This is a genomic window from Bradyrhizobium sp. SZCCHNGR1005, assembly GCF_032489995.1.
In the GTDB taxonomy this organism is placed as follows: domain Bacteria; phylum Pseudomonadota; class Alphaproteobacteria; order Rhizobiales; family Xanthobacteraceae; genus Bradyrhizobium.
Genome location: NZ_JAUEZC010000007.1, coordinates 92,750 through 108,184, shown reverse-complemented (window position 1 = coordinate 108,184; position 15,435 = coordinate 92,750). Strand labels below are relative to the sequence as shown.

16 protein-coding genes are annotated in these 15,435 nt (G+C 65.2%); 7 read left to right on the top strand and 9 right to left on the bottom strand.

Features of this window, described 5'->3' with window-relative positions:
- Positions 1-244: 244 nt before the first annotated feature.
- Entirely contained in the window at positions 245-2,251 is a 2,007-nt protein-coding gene (gene dnaG / locus QXZ85_RS26130) for a DNA primase (RefSeq protein WP_316175105.1), read from the bottom strand.
- Between the two features lie 109 nt (positions 2,252-2,360).
- Entirely contained in the window at positions 2,361-2,759 is a 399-nt protein-coding gene (locus QXZ85_RS26125; protein ID WP_315701455.1) for a gamma-glutamylcyclotransferase family protein, read from the bottom strand.
- 135 nt (positions 2,760-2,894) lie between these two features.
- Between QXZ85_RS26125 and QXZ85_RS26120 the strand changes: the two genes are divergently transcribed.
- Positions 2,895-3,698 (top strand): N-formylglutamate amidohydrolase, encoded by an 804-nt coding sequence (locus QXZ85_RS26120; protein ID WP_315763103.1) that lies wholly within the window; start codon positions 2,895-2,897, stop codon positions 3,696-3,698.
- Positions 3,699-3,714: 16 nt separating this feature from the next.
- On the opposite strand, the gene QXZ85_RS26115 is transcribed toward QXZ85_RS26120, so the two are convergent.
- Positions 3,715-5,058 (bottom strand): PLP-dependent aminotransferase family protein, encoded by a 1,344-nt coding sequence (locus QXZ85_RS26115; protein ID WP_410050912.1) that lies wholly within the window; start codon positions 5,056-5,058, stop codon positions 3,715-3,717.
- A 98-nt stretch (positions 5,059-5,156) separates the two neighbouring features.
- Here QXZ85_RS26115 and QXZ85_RS26110 point away from each other — a divergent pair, with 98 nt between their 5' ends.
- Positions 5,157-5,360 carry a hypothetical protein gene (locus QXZ85_RS26110; protein WP_316175101.1) on the top strand — a complete coding sequence of 68 codons (204 nt, stop codon included), beginning with the start codon at positions 5,157-5,159 and terminating at the stop codon, positions 5,358-5,360.
- Positions 5,361-5,379: 19 nt separating this feature from the next.
- Complete coding sequence (locus tag QXZ85_RS26105; protein WP_315763105.1) at positions 5,380-6,228, top strand: PhzF family phenazine biosynthesis protein; 849 nt, start codon at positions 5,380-5,382, stop codon at positions 6,226-6,228.
- A 262-nt stretch (positions 6,229-6,490) separates the two neighbouring features.
- Here the strand turns inward: QXZ85_RS26105 and QXZ85_RS26100 are convergent, their stop codons facing one another.
- The 3 genes from QXZ85_RS26100 to QXZ85_RS26090 form a co-directional block, all read right to left on the bottom strand.
- On the bottom strand, positions 6,491-7,111 hold the full coding sequence (locus tag QXZ85_RS26100) for a LysE family translocator (RefSeq protein ID WP_315701460.1): 621 nt from the start codon (positions 7,109-7,111) through the stop codon (positions 6,491-6,493).
- A 150-nt stretch (positions 7,112-7,261) separates the two neighbouring features.
- On the bottom strand, positions 7,262-7,834 hold the full coding sequence (locus tag QXZ85_RS26095; protein WP_315701461.1) for a hypothetical protein: 573 nt from the start codon (positions 7,832-7,834) through the stop codon (positions 7,262-7,264).
- Positions 7,835-7,843: 9 nt separating this feature from the next.
- Entirely contained in the window at positions 7,844-9,286 is a 1,443-nt protein-coding gene (locus QXZ85_RS26090; protein ID WP_316175099.1) for a hypothetical protein, read from the bottom strand.
- Positions 9,287-9,411: 125 nt separating this feature from the next.
- Here QXZ85_RS26090 and QXZ85_RS26085 point away from each other — a divergent pair, with 125 nt between their 5' ends.
- From QXZ85_RS26085 to QXZ85_RS26075, 3 genes are read left to right on the top strand one after another with little or no spacing between them, the layout of a single operon-like run.
- Positions 9,412-9,726: a metalloregulator ArsR/SmtB family transcription factor gene (locus QXZ85_RS26085; protein ID WP_315701464.1), complete on the top strand. Its 315-nt coding sequence runs from the start codon at positions 9,412-9,414 to the stop codon at positions 9,724-9,726.
- The gene (locus tag QXZ85_RS26080) at positions 9,719-10,180 is read left to right on the top strand and encodes an SRPBCC family protein (RefSeq protein WP_315701465.1); all 462 of its coding nucleotides are present in this window, start codon (positions 9,719-9,721) and stop codon (positions 10,178-10,180) included. Before QXZ85_RS26085 ends, QXZ85_RS26080 begins: the two co-directional genes overlap by 8 nt.
- Positions 10,181-10,183: 3 nt before the next feature.
- Entirely contained in the window at positions 10,184-10,696 is a 513-nt protein-coding gene (locus QXZ85_RS26075; RefSeq protein ID WP_315701466.1) for an SRPBCC family protein, read from the top strand.
- Between the two features lie 156 nt (positions 10,697-10,852).
- On the opposite strand, the gene QXZ85_RS26070 is transcribed toward QXZ85_RS26075, so the two are convergent.
- The 3 genes from QXZ85_RS26070 to QXZ85_RS26060 form a co-directional block, all read right to left on the bottom strand.
- Entirely contained in the window at positions 10,853-11,635 is a 783-nt protein-coding gene (locus tag QXZ85_RS26070; RefSeq protein WP_316175097.1) for a DUF2189 domain-containing protein, read from the bottom strand.
- Between the two features lie 159 nt (positions 11,636-11,794).
- Positions 11,795-13,402, bottom strand: a complete 1,608-nt coding sequence (locus QXZ85_RS26065; RefSeq protein WP_316175206.1) for an acyl-CoA synthetase — start codon at positions 13,400-13,402, stop codon at positions 11,795-11,797.
- 129 nt (positions 13,403-13,531) lie between these two features.
- Positions 13,532-13,987 carry a GatB/YqeY domain-containing protein gene (locus tag QXZ85_RS26060; RefSeq protein WP_316175095.1) on the bottom strand — a complete coding sequence of 152 codons (456 nt, stop codon included), beginning with the start codon at positions 13,985-13,987 and terminating at the stop codon, positions 13,532-13,534.
- Between the two features lie 184 nt (positions 13,988-14,171).
- Here QXZ85_RS26060 and carA point away from each other — a divergent pair, with 184 nt between their 5' ends.
- Positions 14,172-15,368 (top strand): glutamine-hydrolyzing carbamoyl-phosphate synthase small subunit, encoded by a 1,197-nt coding sequence (gene carA, locus QXZ85_RS26055; protein WP_315701469.1) that lies wholly within the window; start codon positions 14,172-14,174, stop codon positions 15,366-15,368.
- The last annotated feature ends 67 nt before the right edge of the window (positions 15,369-15,435 follow it).

The window sequence follows — 15,435 nt, the reverse complement described above, 5'->3', positions numbered from 1 at the left end:
CGACGTCTTACCCTGCGGTGTGCCTGCAAAAGCGATACCGGTTTACAGTCGGACGACGCCCGCCGTTACGCCATCCAACGTAACGCGGCTGCCGACGGCCCCAGCGACCCCACTCCTGAAAATGCTCCGGACCCCTTAAACTTCGCTTAACCCTGTTTGTGCAGCCAAACCATGGGTTTGGCGAGTCATTTCGCGAGGCCTGGCGTCGCAAGGCCTGGTGGCGGACCGTTCGACCGGATGTGCGCTACACATTCCGGCTGAACCGGCCGGACAGTTCCCCGAAGCCCTCGATGAGCGCTTCGGTCCCGTCCATCTCGGCCATTCTGGCCTTCACGTCCTTCAGCCAACCCAGATTTGCGTCGCTCGGGTCGTCCCCAAGCGCCAGCTCGGCGTCCTTCAATTCCCTAAATAATGTGTGCCACTGCCGATGCAAGGCAACCAATTGATGCCAGGTGGAAAGAACGTCCGCGCGCGCTGCGCCGGGCCCGACCGCCCAGACCGCGGCGGTGGTGATCGCACGCTCAACCCTTTGAAGAATTTGTAAAAATCCGGCCGCATCGAGATCGGCGCGCATCTTCTCGGCCTGCTCCTCCGGATCCGGCGAATGGTGGTGGTCATGCGCGAAGGCGGCGATGATGGCGGCACGCAGCTTGTGCGCTTCCATGTGCGGAAGTTCCAGCGCGGCCGCCTCCTCCAGATGGTCGTGCAGGAGCCAGGGATGATTGACGAGGCAGAGCAGGATCAGCGCCTCGCGGCGCGAGATCGCCGAACGCTGGCCGCGCATCAGCGGGCTGGCCGCGAGTTGTGGGCTCGCCGCCTGGTAGGGTCCGCGGCCCAGTGGCGCCCCTGTGGATAAGCCGCCGCCGCGGCGGGGGCCTGTGGACAACCGTCCAGATGACTGTCCCAGAGCGGGACCGCGCGGGGCAAAACGGCGTCCTGATTCGGCACCGAAGGAGCGGCCGAAGCCGCGGCCACCTTCGGGAGCGAAGGCGCGCCCCAACCGCTCGGAGAGGTCCTGGCGGTAGTAGCGGCGCACCACCTCGTCGCCGATGCCATTGGTGAGCTGGCCGATCCGCGCCTCCAGCGCCGCGCGCCGCTCCGGCGTGGTGAAGCTGCCGCCCTCGATCTCGCGGCTCCAGATCACCTCGGCGAGCGGCTTGGCCACGGCCAGCACCTCCTCGACCGCGCCGCGGCCGCCCGAGCGGACCAGATCGTCGGGGTCCTGGCCTTCGGGCAGCAGCGCAAAGCGCAGGCTCTTGCCGGGCTTCAGGTGCGGCAGCGCGAGGTCAGCGGCGCGATAGGCGGCCTTCTGTCCGGCGCGGTCGCCGTCGAAGCAGAGGATCGGCTCGTCGACCATCTTCCAGAGCAGCGCGAGCTGGTTTTCCGTCAGCGCGGTGCCGAGCGGCGCCACGGCGCCTGGAAAGCCCGCCGTGACCATCGCGATCACGTCGACATAGCCCTCGACCACGATCAGGGCGCTGCCGTTATGCGTCGCCTGGCGCGCAGTGGCGAGGTTGTAGAGATTGTCGCCCTTGTGGAAGAGCGGCGTCTCCGGCGAATTGAGATATTTGGCCGGAACGTCCTTCTCCAGCGCACGGCCGCCGAAGGCGATCACGCGGCCTCTGGCATCGGTGATCGGGAACATCACGCGATCGCGGAAGCGATCGTATGGAACGGGGATGTCGTCGCCGCCGATCAGCAGCCCGGCTTCGACCATGTCGGTGACGGGAATGCCGTGGGATCCTAAAAACTCCTTCAGCGCGAAACGTTCGGGGGGCGCATAGCCGAGCCGGAATGCGAGCTGCGTCTGCGGCTGGATCGCGCGATCGGCGAGATAGCCGCGCGCTTTCGCACCCAGCCGCGAGGCCAGCGTCTCAGCGAAGAATTTCGCCGCCAGCTCCATCACGTCATAGAGAGACTTCCGATGCTGCTCATGCCGCGCGGCATCCGGCGTCGCCACCGGCAGCGCCAGCCCGGCGAGGCCCGCCAGCCGCTCGACGGCTTCGGGAAAGGAAACGCCCTCGGTCTCCATCACGAAATCGAAGATGTTGCCGTGCTTGCCGGAGGAGAAGTCGTGGTAAAAGCCCTTCTGGTCGTTGACGTAGAAGGACGGCGTCTTCTCCTGCTGGAACGGCGACAGGCCCTTATATTCGCGCCCGGCCTTCTTCAGCTTCACGCGGCGGCCGACCACGTCCGAGACCGGGAGCCGGGCGCGGAGCTCGTCGAGAAATTCCTGCGTGAAGCGGGCCATAGGGTTGGGGGCTGTCTCCGGCCGATGCCAAGGTACTAGGCATATAGGAGCAGTTCACAAAATGTGAACTTAATCGCCGTTGTACGGGCTATTCACAGGGCTCCTGGCATCAATGCTCCAGGAACCTGCCCGAACCGATCCGCGGCAGCTCCGCGACCGGCCAGTTGTAGAGATAGGTCCAGGCTTCCCGCGAGCTGCCGTCGGCAAGCCGCACATCGAGCAGCCGCCGCACATATTCGGTGGGCTCGGCAAAGCCCTCGCCGCAGGCTTCATACATGTCGAACTCGGCCAGCAGGGCGAGCGGCTCGCGCAGGCGGAACAGCTCGCCATGCACGATGTCGGCGGCATCGTCGGAGAGCACGAGGCCGGGATAGTGCTTCACCAGATAGAGCCGGCCCTGGCAGCGGGCTTCGCCGAGAAACTCGGCATTGGCCGCGAGCAGCCGCGCCATCGGATGATCGAAGCCGCGCATCAAGGTGCCGTAAACGAAGAGCAGGTCGGAGGTCATGCGGCTCTATAGCCGCCATCGCGAGCGAAGCGAAGCTCGGCGGGGCGACGTCAAAGCCACGAGCGTGCCCGGATGGACTTTCGTCTGCCCGATTTTAGGATCATCATCTCGTCCCTGAAGGCCCCGAATCACGTCATGACTGTCCAAGGCAACGCCGCCGCATCCACCCTGCTCGGGGCCGATGAGATCCCGCCTGTGCTCGAACGGAATGCGGGCGGCCGCTCGCCATTCCTGTTCGCCTGCGATCATTACGGCCGGCTGCTGCCCCGCGCGCTCGGCGACCTCGGCCTGCCCGCGAGCGAGCTCGAACGTCACATCGCTGTCGACATCGGCATCGCCGGCGTGGCGGAGGCCGTGTCCGACGCGCTCGACGGCCATCTGATCGCGCAGCGCTATTCGCGGCTCGTGATCGACTGCAACCGACCACCGAAGGCGCCGAACGCGATCCCGATGATCAGCGAGCACACCACGATCCCGGGCAATGAGGGCCTGACGCACGAGGCCGCCGAGCTCAGGCGTCGCACCATCTTCGATCCGTATCATGACCGCATCGGTGCTGTGATCGAGGCGCGCCAGCGCGCCGGCCAGCCGACGTTGCTGCTGGCGCTGCACAGCTTCACGCCGGTCTATGCCGGCATCAAGCGGCCCTGGCATGTCGGCACGCTCTACCAGCGCGACCGCACGCTGCCGCCGCTCTTGCTGCAGGCGCTGCGCGCCGAGCCGGAGCTCGTGGTCGGCGACAACCAGCCTTATGCCGTCAGCGAAGCAACCGACTACACCATCCCGGTCCATGGCGAGGCGCGCGGGCTGATCAACTCCGGCATCGAAATCCGCCAGGACCTGATCGCGGACGCGGACGGCCAGCAGCAATGGGCCGAACGGCTGGTCCGGATCCTTGGCGAGATCGAAGTGACCCTGCGGGCGCAAGGTCTGGTCTGAGCCCGCGCGGAGCGGCCTACTCCGTCATGTCGCTCTCATCGGGCCTTGCGGCGAGCAGGCCGGCAAGACGCGTCAAGGCAATACGCAGCTCGCCGTGGCTCGGCAGCCCGAGCGCGAGGCGCACTGCATTGGGCGAATGTCCATGCGCGATGGCAAAGGCGCTGGCCGGCGTGATCGCGATGCCGGCGCGCGCGGCGGCCGCGGTCAGCGTTTCGGCGCGCCAGCCGTCCGGCAGATTGAGCCAGACGTGATAGGAGCGCGGATCGGCGTCGATGTGATAGCCCGCCAGACATTCGGTCACGATCGCCTGCCGCGCCACCGCATCCGACCGCTTGCGCCGCGTGATCTCCGCCGCGGTGCCGTCGGCCAGCAGCGCCATGCCGGCGGCCAGCGCCAGCGACGTCACCGACCACGCGCCCGTGCGCACGGTGACCGCGAATTTTTCGCGCAGATGCGAGGGCACATAGAGAAAGCCCACGGCAATGCCCGGCGCCAGCCGCTTGGCGAGGCTGTCGACGATCACCGCGCGCTCCTCGGCCTGCGAGGCGAGCGGCGCCGCATCGCTCAGGAAACCGTAGACCAGATCCTCGATGATCATCAGGTCGAGCTTGCGGACGATGCGGACGATCTCCTCGCGCCTGGCATCGCTCATGGTGTGGCCGAGCGGATTCTGCATCACCGGCTGGAGGTAGATCGCGTTCAGCGCGTGCGCGCGATGCGCCTTGACCAGCGCGTCAGCACGGATGCCCTCGCCATCCATCGCGAGCGGCACCAGGGTGACACCGAGCCGGGCGGCGATGCCCTTGATCATCGGATAGGTGACGGCTTCGACTCCGAGCCGACCACCGACCGGGACCAGCGCTGACACGGCCGCCGCCAGCGACTGCCGGCCGCTGCCGGCGAACAGGAAATTCTCCGCCCGTGGCCGCCAGCGATCGGTCGCGAAAAAGCTCGCGCTGGTCCGCCCGGCCTCGGCCAGGCGGCGCTGGGTGATCGGGGCCAGCACCGTGCCCAGCACGTCCGGCCGTTGCCAGCTCTGCAGCGATTTGGCGATCAAGGCAGCCTGGTCGGGCAGGGTCGGAAAATTGAACTCGAGGTCGATGCGGCCATCGAACGGCTCCAGCCGCAGTGCCGGCAACAGCGCCTGCGTCTCACCCGCAACAAAGGTGCCGCGGCCGACCTCCCCGACGACGAGGCCCCGGCGCAACAGCTCGGCATAGACCCGTGCCGCGGTCGAGGCGGCAATGCCCCGCTCATAAGCGAATTGCCGCTGCGGCGGCAGCCGGTCGCCGGCCTTGAGCCGGCCGTTGGCGATATCGGCTGCGATGGCGTCGACCAGAACGGTATACGAAGCATTCATGCTATATTGCTCCGAGTGCAATGTTTTAATTGCACCGAACATTGTACTGCGCGATTGCTCTCCGAACAATGAAGGACTTGAAGAGCAATAGGTGACACATGACATATTCCCTGGCGCAGCGTTGGGCAACCACGCAAACTGCCCACGGAGAAGGCACGCTGTTGCAGCTTCCGCAAACGTGGCTGCAGCGCTGGTCCTGGCGGCATGAACTGGCGACACTGGACAACGATCAGCTGCGCGACTGCGGTCTCGATCCCGAAGCCGTTCGCCGTGAGGCGACCAAGCCGTTCTGGCGGGCATAGAGCCTAGAGGAGACGACGCATGAAGACCTTGCCGTTCCACCAGGTCGACGTTTTCTCCGCCGTTCCGTTCAAGGGCAATCCGCTCGCCGTGATCGCCGAGGCGGACGGCCTCGACGATGCGACGATGCAGCGGATCGCCAATTGGACCAATCTGTCAGAGACCACCTTCCTGCTGCGACCACAGGCGCCGGGGGCGGATTACCGCGTCCGCATCTTCACGCCGCAGCGCGAGCTGCCGTTCGCCGGCCATCCGACGCTCGGCTCCTGTCACGTCTGGCTCGCGCTGGGCGGCCAGGCGAAGGGCGAGCACGTCGTGCAGGAATGCGGGGCAGGCCTTGTGCGGATCAAGCGCGATGGCGCAAAGGAAAATACAAGGCTGGCGTTCGCGGCGCCTCCGCAGCGCCGCTCCGGCGAGGTCGAGCCCGAGCTAAAGGCCCGCATTGCGCAAGCGCTCGGGGTGACCGAAGGTTCATTCCGGGCCGCGCAGTGGGTCGACAACGGCCCGGGCTGGGTCGCAGTGCTGATGGGCTCACGCAGCGAGGTGCTGGCGCTGAAGCACGATGCGAGCATTCTCCCCAACCAGTCGCTCGGGGTTGTCGCTCTGTGGGATCCGGCAAGTGACGGCACCGATGCGCAGTTCGAGGTCAGAGGCTTCATGGGCCGTGGCGGCGAGGACCCGGTGACCGGCAGTCTCAATGCAAGCCTGGCGCAATGGCTGATCGGGGCCGGAATTGCACCGAGGCAATATGTCGCCGCGCAGGGCACCGTGCTCGGCCGCGCCGGCCGTGTGCACGTGGCGCAGGACGGAGAGACGATCTGGATCGGCGGCGACGTCACGATCTGCGTGAAGGGGACGATCGGAGTCTAGGAACGACGTTGCGGAACAGGTCAGCACGTGTTGGGGCCGATACTGACCCAATACGTTCGCTTGTCGCCCCTGTGAAAGCAGGGGCCCATAACCATCGGCCGGCGTTCGATGCGAGATGCCCGTGACATCTTTCATCGCAACAATTTCCGCTGCGGCGTATGGGTCCCGGATCGCCCTCGCTGCGCTTCCGCCTTCGCCTTTTAGGCTTCGGCGGACAAGCGCTTGTCCGGGACGACAGCTGTGAATGTCTTACGCCTCTCTGCTAACGCGACCGCGTCAGCGCGAGCCAGACGCCGCCGCCGATCATGAAGCCGCCGGAGATGCGCGACACCAGCCGCGTGCGTCGCGCCGAGAACAGCTTGCGCGCACGGCCCGCCAGCAGCGCATAGACACCATCGGTAAGGCCCGCGATCATCATGAAGGTGACGCCGAGGAGGGCGACCTGCGGGACGTGATCGCGGTTCATGTCCATGAACTGCGGCAGGAACGCGCCGAAGAACACCATGATCTTCGGATTGGACAACAGCACCAGAAGCCCCTGCAGGAAAAAGCCCCCGCGGGGCGGTGGTGGCGGCGCATCACTCGTCGCAAGGCCTTCGATCGGCGTGCGGATCAGCTTGACGCCGAGCCACACGAGATAGGCCGCTCCGAGCAACCGCACCCATTCGAACCAATAGCCCATCGTGGCCATCAGCGAGGTCAGGCCGATCGCGACGACGCCAATCGCGATCGCGAGCCCGGTCTGCACGCCGGCGATGTTGACCAGCGCCGCGCGGGTGCCGTGGCGCAAGCCATTGGCGATCAGCAGCGTGACAACGGGACCAGGCAGCAGCGCCAGCGCGATGCACGCGGCGACGAAAGCGAGATAGGCTTGCAGGGACATGGGCGGGGCTCGATGTTGTGATGAGGCGCATATTGCATATTAATGCATGATGCAGGCGTGGAGGAAAGTGCGGCGCGCGGTGCGCTCCCCTCTCCCGTTCCTACGGGGATGCGACGAGCATCGCTCGCGCCGGGAGGGTTGGGCTGAGGGCTACTTCCCGCCGCCCAGCGCCGCCATCATCCAGCGCCGCACCTCGTGCGAGGCCAGGAACTGCTGCGCGGCATCCTGCAGCAAGGGCTGAGCCGCCCTGCCCTCGATCACCGCGACCATCAGGTCGCAACGGTGCGACAATGCGAAGCCGACCGCACCGTGAGATGCTCCGCCGGTTTCGAGATCATAACTTCGCGCACGCCCGCTGAGCTCGGCAACGCGCACCGCGCGGCCGGCTTCATGCGCAACAAAACGCGGGCTGATCAGGTCGATGTCGGCGACGCGATCCACTTCGTCATCATCGGCCACCCCGGTGTCGCAATTGCAGAAGCCGAGCTTGGCGCGAAGATAGATTTCACTGTCGGGAACGCAGGATGAAGATTGGCAGCGGAAGGCGCGTCCCGCCGGCCAGCCATCGCGCGGAAACGGCCAGGCGATCTCGCGCCAGCCGAGCTTGCCCATTCCAACATCGTCATGCCGCGCGGCACGCGACTGCACCATCTCGAACACGAACGCAGCCCAGGCGACGCTGATCGCAAGCAACGCGATGACGAGGAGCGGTTGCGGTCGCATGGCGGCCCGCTATTGCGGCGGCAGGCCGGCGATGGCGCGCGCCTCACCGGTCAGCTCGAGAATATGCAGGCCGGTGTTGGCGCGATCGACGGCATAGATATAGCCGCGGTCGTCGGTCTCGACATTGTTGGTCTGGATCGCAACCTTGCAGCGCTCCTCGCCCTCGATGGTGACACAGCGCTTATCGGTCTTGTCGGTGATCGAGGGGATGAAATAGCCAACCTCGCGCGGATGATAGGGGTCGCGAATGTCGAGCGCACGCACGCCGGCATTGAAGAAGGCGATGAGGGCCAGCTTCTTGTAGAAGACCGGGGCCATGCTCTCGTTGGAGGAATGCGAGCCGAAGCGGCCGCCGCGGCTGCAGAAATGGCCGCTCTCCTCCGGCACCGTGTAGCTCGAGATCATCATCGGCCGCGTTTCGGTGGTCACGTCGGCGAACCACACCATCTGCCGCGGCTCGCCGCATTCGTTCTGAATCGCCTCGTCGACGATCATGACGATGTCCCGGCTCTGACCATCCTTGTCCCTGGCGTATTCCGCGATCGGCATGCCTTTCATCGGGAACGTGGTATGTGCGCCGTTGAAAGCCGACATCGGCAGGCGCGCGATCTCGGGATAACGCAAATTTTCCGGGGTCGGCTCCTTCGGCCCGTTCAACAGCTTGTCGCGATCGACGATCTGCAGCATGCCGCCCTTGTCGGTGCCGTAACCGAAATAGACCCGGTTGCCCTGCGGCCCCAGCGAGATCGGCCCGTGCAATTCGGTCGGCACCGCGCCCGTCGCACCCGGCTCCTGGCCGGGCAGCCCGAAGTCGCGAATCTTGACCGGATGCGTGGGATCAGAGAGGTCATAGACCTGCGTCATGCGCCGCACGCGCCAGTCCGGCGCGCCTGACACCAGAAAGGCGACGCCGGTGTCGCATTCCCACCAGCTCTTATGCGTGTCCTTCAGCCCACCGATGCGCGTGACCAACACCGGATTTGCGGGATCGGCAACGTTCCAGATCTCATGCGCCTCGCTGCCGAAGGTACGCAGCATGTAGACCGCATTGCGATCGCCCTTCGGCAAAGTCTTGCCATCGCAGACCCGCACCATCTGCGCGCCGCCGCCTTCATATTTGCCCTCCTGCCCCGGAATATGGTGCAGATAGCGCGGATGCGCGGGATCGGTCACGTCGACGATCGAGGTGCCGTTCGGCTCGGCCTTGCCCGTCAGCGGATTGACCGGATCAGGAACGGCATCGGTGCCGCCGTGATGGCCGATATAGGCGATCCAACGGTCGCCCTGATGATGGATGGTCGGCTGATAGGCGCCGCGCGCCTGCAGGTCATTGAAGCCGACCAGCTTCATGTTCGACGCCTCCGGCGGCGCTCCGATCACCTGCTGGGCTGAGGTGGCAAAGGGCACCACGAAGCTGAGAACCAAGACCGCCAAGCCGACGCCGTTCCGCATGCGCGTCCACCCTTCTTTTCGTCACCGGTCTGATCGCCGGCTAGATCCGAAGTTTAGCACGGCAAGGACCGGCACCGAACACACGCTCTTGACATGCAACCGAATGGTTGCCTATTTTGAAACGCATGGATGAGGTCTTCAAAGCACTGGCGGACGCATCGCGGCGGTCGCTGCTGGACAGGCTTCATGCCCGTAACGGCCAGACCCTGAACGAGCTCTGTGACGGCCTCGACATGACGCGACAGGCCGTGACCAAGCATCTTGCGATTCTGGAAGCGGCCAATCTGGTTACGACGATCAGGCACGGCCGCGAGAAGCTGCACTATCTCAACCCGGTCCCGATCCACGAGATCGGCGAACGCTGGATCAAGAAATTCGAGCGCGGCAAGCTGGCAGCGCTCAGCGAGTTGAAACGGCAATTGGAGAAACGCCATGAGTAGGCCGGAATTCGTCTACGTCACCTATATCGAGACCACGCCGGACAGGCTTTGGCAGGCTCTGACATCAAGCGAGTTCTCGAAGTCCTATTGGTTCGGCACCGAGCTACGATCCGATTGGTGCGTCGGCTCGCCCTTTGCGCTGGTGACGGACGGCACGACCAGCGACATCGGCGAGATCCTGGAATTCGACCCGCCGCGCCGCCTCTCCTATACCTTCCAGCACGTGCTGAGCGACGAATTTCGCAACGAGCGACCGACCAAGGTCGTGTTCGCGATCGAGCAGCACGGCAAATTCGTCAAGCTGACGCTGACCCATGAAGGCTTCGACGGCGCGCCCAAGTTGCTGAATGCGATCTCCAACGGCTGGCCGGCGATTCTATCGAGCCTGAAGAGTTTGCTGGAAACCGGCACCGCGCTGGCAATCCCGCGGTCGGCGCTCGGAAAGAAAGGCTGAGCCATGGATATCGCAAAGTTCAAGCCCGCCACCGTCTACACGATCTACATCGCCTCCACGCCCGAGAAGGTGTGGGAGGCGCTGACCTCGGCGGAGTTCAGCCGGCAATATTTCTTCGGCAATGCCATCGAAATCGATCCCAAGATCGGCGGCAGCTATATCGTGCGGACACCGGACGGCGCATTGCATATCAGCGGCGAGGTGATCGAATGCGATCCGCCGCGTAAGCTCACCGTCACCTTCAACGTCAATTGGCCAGCGCTGATCGAGGCGCTCGGACAGACGCTGGTCACATACGAGATCGAGCCGGCCGGCGACGCCGTCCGTCTCACCATGATCGAATCGCATGAGCGGCCGCTCCCCGACGACATTCTCGAAGGCGGCCGGCAGGGCTGGCCGGCGATCCTGTCCAGCCTGAAGAGCCTGCTCGAGACCGGTCGGCCGCTGGCGGTGAAGATGGCCCCGCCGGCGAAAATGCTGGCGGCGCTGAAGGCGATGGGGATCGCGGTGCCATGACGTACTCTGCGGGTCGTCCCGGCGAAAGCCGGGACCCAAACGCCGCGGACAAGCTAGCGCCAAGAACGTCGCAACTGATATCTCGCGAAACGACCCCGTCCTGTGGTTATGGGCCCCGGCTTTCGCCGGGGCGACAGTGAGATCGCTGACAGAGTATCAGGCCGCCACCGGCGCGACGATGCGGCGGTAGAGATGCCAGGTGGTGTGGCCGAGCACCGGCAAGGTGACGAGCAGCCCGAGGAAATAAGGCAGCGCCGAGACGGTCAGCAAGACGACGATGATCGCGGCCCAGCCGATCATCGGCACCGGGCTCGTCACCACCGCGCGCACGCTGGTGATCATCGCGGTGACGAAATCGACTTCGCGCTCCAGCAGCAGCGGGAACGAGACCACCGTCAGCGAAAACAGGATCAGGGACAGCGCGGCGCCCTCGAGATTGCCGATCGCGAGGAACAGCAGGCCTTCGTTCGTGGTCAGCACAACCGTCAGGAATTCGCGCATGCTCGAGAACGAGGCGTTCAGCCCGAGCAGCAGCGCGATCAGCAGCCGCACCTGATACATCCAGACCACGAAGAAAAAGAGCGTCACGAACGCCATCCAGCCGATCTCGGCCCGCGAAGTGATGGTGCGCCAGATTGCGCCGAGCGAGATCGGCTGCTTGGCTTCGCGGCGGCGGCTCACCTCATAGAGTCCGATCGCAACGAACGGGCCGATCAGCGCAAAACCGGCCGCGAGCGGATAGGCCAGGTAGACCATGCCGAACGCGGTCAGGCACATCAGGATGCTGATGCCGCCCAGAACATAGAGACCGCCGAAGGCGAGTCCGTAGAACGGCTGCGCCTGGAAATCGCGCAATCCTTGCGTCAATGCTTCGGCGATGTCGGCCGTGGTGATGCGCCGCACCACGGGGTCGACCTTGCCTGAGACGGATGCTGTCATCGGCCTGCCCTCCCCTATGTTTATTTTGGAGGATGCTAGCAGCGGATGCGGTGCAATTTCAATTTGAACTTGTAAGGCGGATGGAGGCGTCCCGCGGCCGCTTTTTCCCTCGGCTCGCGGCCGACGCGCACCAAAAATGCGCGCGGGTGACGCTGAAGACTAGCCCCGCGCGCGCAACTCGCGCCGCAGCACCTTTCCGGTCGCCGTCATCGGCAGGGTGTCCGTGAACTCCACGTGCCGCGGATATTCGTGGGCTGCGAGCTTCACCTTCACGAAGTCCTGGATCTCGCGCGCAAGCTGATCCGTGCCGGCAAAGCCGGGCCGCAGCACGATCCAGGCCTTCACCGCCTCGGTCCTGACTGGATCGGGAATACCGACGACGGCGGCCAGCGCCACCGCCGGGTGCTTGAGCAAGGTGTCCTCGATCTCCGACGGGCCGATGCGGTAGCCGGCCGAGGTGATGACATCGTCCTCGCGGCTCGCGTACCAGAAATAGCCGTCCTCATCCTGGGTGCCGAGATCGCCGGTCAGCAGCACGTCGCCGGCGAACTTCTTGGCCGTGGCTTCCGGATTGCGCCAATATTCGATCATGGTGCAGGGGTTGGGCTGGCGCACGCCGATGATGCCCCTGACGCCGCGCGGCAGCTCCTCGCCCCTGTCGTTGACGATCACGACCTCGAAGCCCGGCGTGGCCTTGCCCATCGAGCCAGGGCGGATCGGAAACAGTTTTGCGTTGTTGCCGACCACGAGATTGCACTCGGTCTGGCCGTAGATCTCGTGCGCATCGATGCCGAAGGTCGCGCGCACCCAACCCAGCAGCTCGGCGCCGAGCGACTCGCCGCCGGTCAGGATGCTGCGCAGCTTCACGCCCTCGTGCTTGACGTTCGCCTGCCGCATCAGCTTCAGCGCGGTCGGCGGCAGGAAGACATTGCGCACGGCATGATCGGCCATCAGCTGCATCGCTGCGTCAGGCTCGAATTTCCTGGCGCGATAGCCGACCACCGGTACGCCATGATACCAGGCCGGAAACAGTGCATCGAACAGGCCGCCGATCCAGGCCCAGTCCGCCGGCGTCCACATCACGTCGCCGGGCTTGGGCAGGAAGCCGTGCACCATCTCGACATTGGGCAAATGTCCGAGCAGAACGCGATGCGCATGCAAGGCGCCTTTCGGATTCCCCGTGGTGCCGGAGGTGTAGATGATGATGGCGGGATCGTCGGATGACGTCGCGACGGTCGGGAAGCGGTCCGAAGCAGCTTCGAGTGCCGGCCAGAACGGCTTGGCGCCCGCACCATCGCCATCCGTGACATAGATCGCCTTCAGCTCGGGCAGCCGGTCGCGGATCGCAGCCAGCTTGGCAAAGCCGCCGCTGTCGGTGACGACGACCTTGGCGCCGGAGTTCGCCAATCGGAATTGCAGCGCGTCCTCGCCGAATAAGGTGAACAGCGGCACGGAAACAAGGCCGGCGCGGAACGCCGCAAGATGGACGATCGGCAATTCCAGGGATTGCGACAGGAACACCGCGACGCGGTCGCCTTGCGCCAGACCATCGGCCTTCAGCACATGAGCGAAACGGCTGGAGAATGCGCGCAATTCGTCGAAGGAGACGCGCCGGGCGCGGCCGTCCTCCTCGACGACCGTCAGCGCGAGCCGGCCCGAGCCGTCGGCGTGGCGGTCGCAGCAGGCCACCGCGATGTTGAACTGCGCCGGAATCTGCCAGCGGAAATCACGGTAGAGCTGGTCGTAGTCGGACGTTTCCTTGAGCACCGTTTCCTCCGTCATGGCCGCGCTTGGCGCGGCCATCCACGTTCTTTCTCGTAACTCTAAAGACGTGGATGCCCGGGACAAGCCCGGGCATGGCGGTTTGGAAACAGTTCAGGCTTTGGCTGGGAGCGACTATCCCGCCAGCGAGGCCTTCACCAGAGCGCTCGCCTTGGCGAAATCCATCTGCCCGGTGTACTTGGCCTTCAGGGCCGCGATGACCTTGCCCATGTCCTTCATGCCGGCTGCCCCCGTCTCGGCGACGGCAGCTGATATCGCCGCCCTCACCTCGTCCTCGCTCATCTGCTTCGGCAGATAGGCCGAAATGACAGCGATCTCCTCGCGCTCCTGGGCGGCGAGCTCGGCGCGCCCGCCTTTCTCATAAAGTTCGACCGATTCCTGGCGCTGCTTGATCATCTTCTGCAGCACCGCGAGCACTTCGGCGTCGGTCAAGGGCGGCTTGCCTTCGCCACGCGCGGCGATGTCGGCGTTCTTCAAGGTCGAATTGACCATGCGCAGGGTGGAGAGCTTGCGCTCGTCCTTGGCCTTCATCGCCTCCTTGACCGCGGTGTTGATGTCGTCGCGCAGCATGATCGTGCCCTCTTCAAGATCGTTCGGGCTGATCTAGGCGGTTCGCAGCCTCGAAACAACTCGGTTCCTGAGGCGTTCTGCCGATCTGGCATGCCAATTTGCCGGCCAAGTCCGCGGAAGACGTGCGGAAAACCGCCGTCTCCTGCTTTGACGCGGCCGTGCCGGGAGACTATGTAGAGGCCTCATGACACAGATCGATACTGACGCCGCCTGGTCGGACCCCAAGCCGACCGCGCTCCTCGTGCTCGCCGACGGCACGGTGCTGGAAGGCCATGGCCTCGGCGCCGAAGGCCACGCCGTGGGCGAGGTCTGCTTCAACACCGCGATGACCGGCTATGAGGAGATCCTGACCGATCCCTCTTATGCCGGCCAGCTCATCACCTTCACCTTCCCGCATATCGGCAATGTCGGCACCAACGACGAGGATATCGAGACGGTGAACATGGCGGCGACGCCGGGTGCACGCGGGGTGATCCTGCGCACCGCGATCACCGATCCCTCGAGCTACCGGAACACCCGCCATCTCGACCAATGGCTGCGCGCCCGCGGCATCATCGGCCTGTCCGGCATCGACACCCGCGCGCTGACGGCGCTGATCCGCTCCAGGGGCATGCCGAACGGGGTGATCGCGCACGCCAAGGACGGCAAGTTCGACCTCGATGCGCTGAAGAAGGAAGCGCGGGAATGGCCGGGCCTGGAAGGCATGGACCTGGTGCCGATGGTCACCTCCGCCCAGCGCTTCACCTGGGACGAGACGCCCTGGGTGTGGAACGAAGGCTTCGGCCGCCAGACCGCGCCCGAATTCAACGTGGTCGCGATCGATTACGGCATCAAGCGCAACATCCTGCGCCTGCTGGCCGGCGTCGGCTGCAAGGTCACGGTCGTCCCCGCCACGACCTCGGCTGAGGACATCCTGGCGATGAAGCCGGACGGCGTGTTCCTCTCCAACGGCCCCGGCGATCCGGCCGAGACCGGGAAATATGCCGTGCCGGTGATCCAGCAGGTGATCTCCTCGGGCACGCCGACCTTCGGGATTTGCCTCGGCCACCAGATGCTGGGGCTCGCCGTCGGCGCCAAGACCAAGAAGATGCATCAGGGCCATCACGGCGCCAACCACCCGGTGAAGGACGAAACCACCGGCAAGGTCGAGATCACCTCGATGAACCACGGCTTCGCGGTCGACCAGGCGACGCTGCCCGCGGGCGCCACCCAGACCCATATCTCGCTGTTCGACGGAACCAATTGCGGTATCCAACTGGAGGGCAAGCCGGTGTTCTCGGTGCAGTACCACCCCGAGGCCTCGCCCGGTCCCCGCGACTCGCATTACCTGTTCCAACGCTTCGCCGAGCTGATGCGGGAGAAGAAGCGCGCCCGCGCGTAAGCCGCCCCCATCGTAGATTCAGGCAACGCAGATTTCAGGTAACGCCCGGGCCCGTTCCCGGGCGTTT

What these genes read in the sequence shown, in the direction of transcription:
- dnaG (WP_316175105.1), bottom strand. Translation starts at nt 2,251, where the DNA reads ATGGCCCGCTTCACGCAGGAATTTCTCGACGAGCTCCGCGCCCGGCTC.
- QXZ85_RS26125 (WP_315701455.1), bottom strand. Translation starts at nt 2,759, where the DNA reads ATGACCTCCGACCTGCTCTTCGTTTACGGCACCTTGATGCGCGGCTTC.
- QXZ85_RS26120 (WP_315763103.1), top strand. Translation starts at nt 2,895, where the DNA reads ATGACTGTCCAAGGCAACGCCGCCGCATCCACCCTGCTCGGGGCCGAT.
- QXZ85_RS26115 (WP_410050912.1), bottom strand. Translation starts at nt 5,058, where the DNA reads ATGAATGCTTCGTATACCGTTCTGGTCGACGCCATCGCAGCCGATATC.
- QXZ85_RS26110 (WP_316175101.1), top strand. Translation starts at nt 5,157, where the DNA reads ATGACATATTCCCTGGCGCAGCGTTGGGCAACCACGCAAACTGCCCAC.
- QXZ85_RS26105 (WP_315763105.1), top strand. Translation starts at nt 5,380, where the DNA reads ATGAAGACCTTGCCGTTCCACCAGGTCGACGTTTTCTCCGCCGTTCCG.
- QXZ85_RS26100 (WP_315701460.1), bottom strand. Translation starts at nt 7,111, where the DNA reads ATGTCCCTGCAAGCCTATCTCGCTTTCGTCGCCGCGTGCATCGCGCTG.
- QXZ85_RS26095 (WP_315701461.1), bottom strand. Translation starts at nt 7,834, where the DNA reads ATGCGACCGCAACCGCTCCTCGTCATCGCGTTGCTTGCGATCAGCGTC.
- QXZ85_RS26090 (WP_316175099.1), bottom strand. Translation starts at nt 9,286, where the DNA reads ATGCGGAACGGCGTCGGCTTGGCGGTCTTGGTTCTCAGCTTCGTGGTG.
- QXZ85_RS26085 (WP_315701464.1), top strand. Translation starts at nt 9,412, where the DNA reads ATGGATGAGGTCTTCAAAGCACTGGCGGACGCATCGCGGCGGTCGCTG.
- QXZ85_RS26080 (WP_315701465.1), top strand. Translation starts at nt 9,719, where the DNA reads ATGAGTAGGCCGGAATTCGTCTACGTCACCTATATCGAGACCACGCCG.
- QXZ85_RS26075 (WP_315701466.1), top strand. Translation starts at nt 10,184, where the DNA reads ATGGATATCGCAAAGTTCAAGCCCGCCACCGTCTACACGATCTACATC.
- QXZ85_RS26070 (WP_316175097.1), bottom strand. Translation starts at nt 11,635, where the DNA reads ATGACAGCATCCGTCTCAGGCAAGGTCGACCCCGTGGTGCGGCGCATC.
- QXZ85_RS26060 (WP_316175095.1), bottom strand. Translation starts at nt 13,987, where the DNA reads ATGCTGCGCGACGACATCAACACCGCGGTCAAGGAGGCGATGAAGGCC.
- carA (WP_315701469.1), top strand. Translation starts at nt 14,172, where the DNA reads ATGACACAGATCGATACTGACGCCGCCTGGTCGGACCCCAAGCCGACC.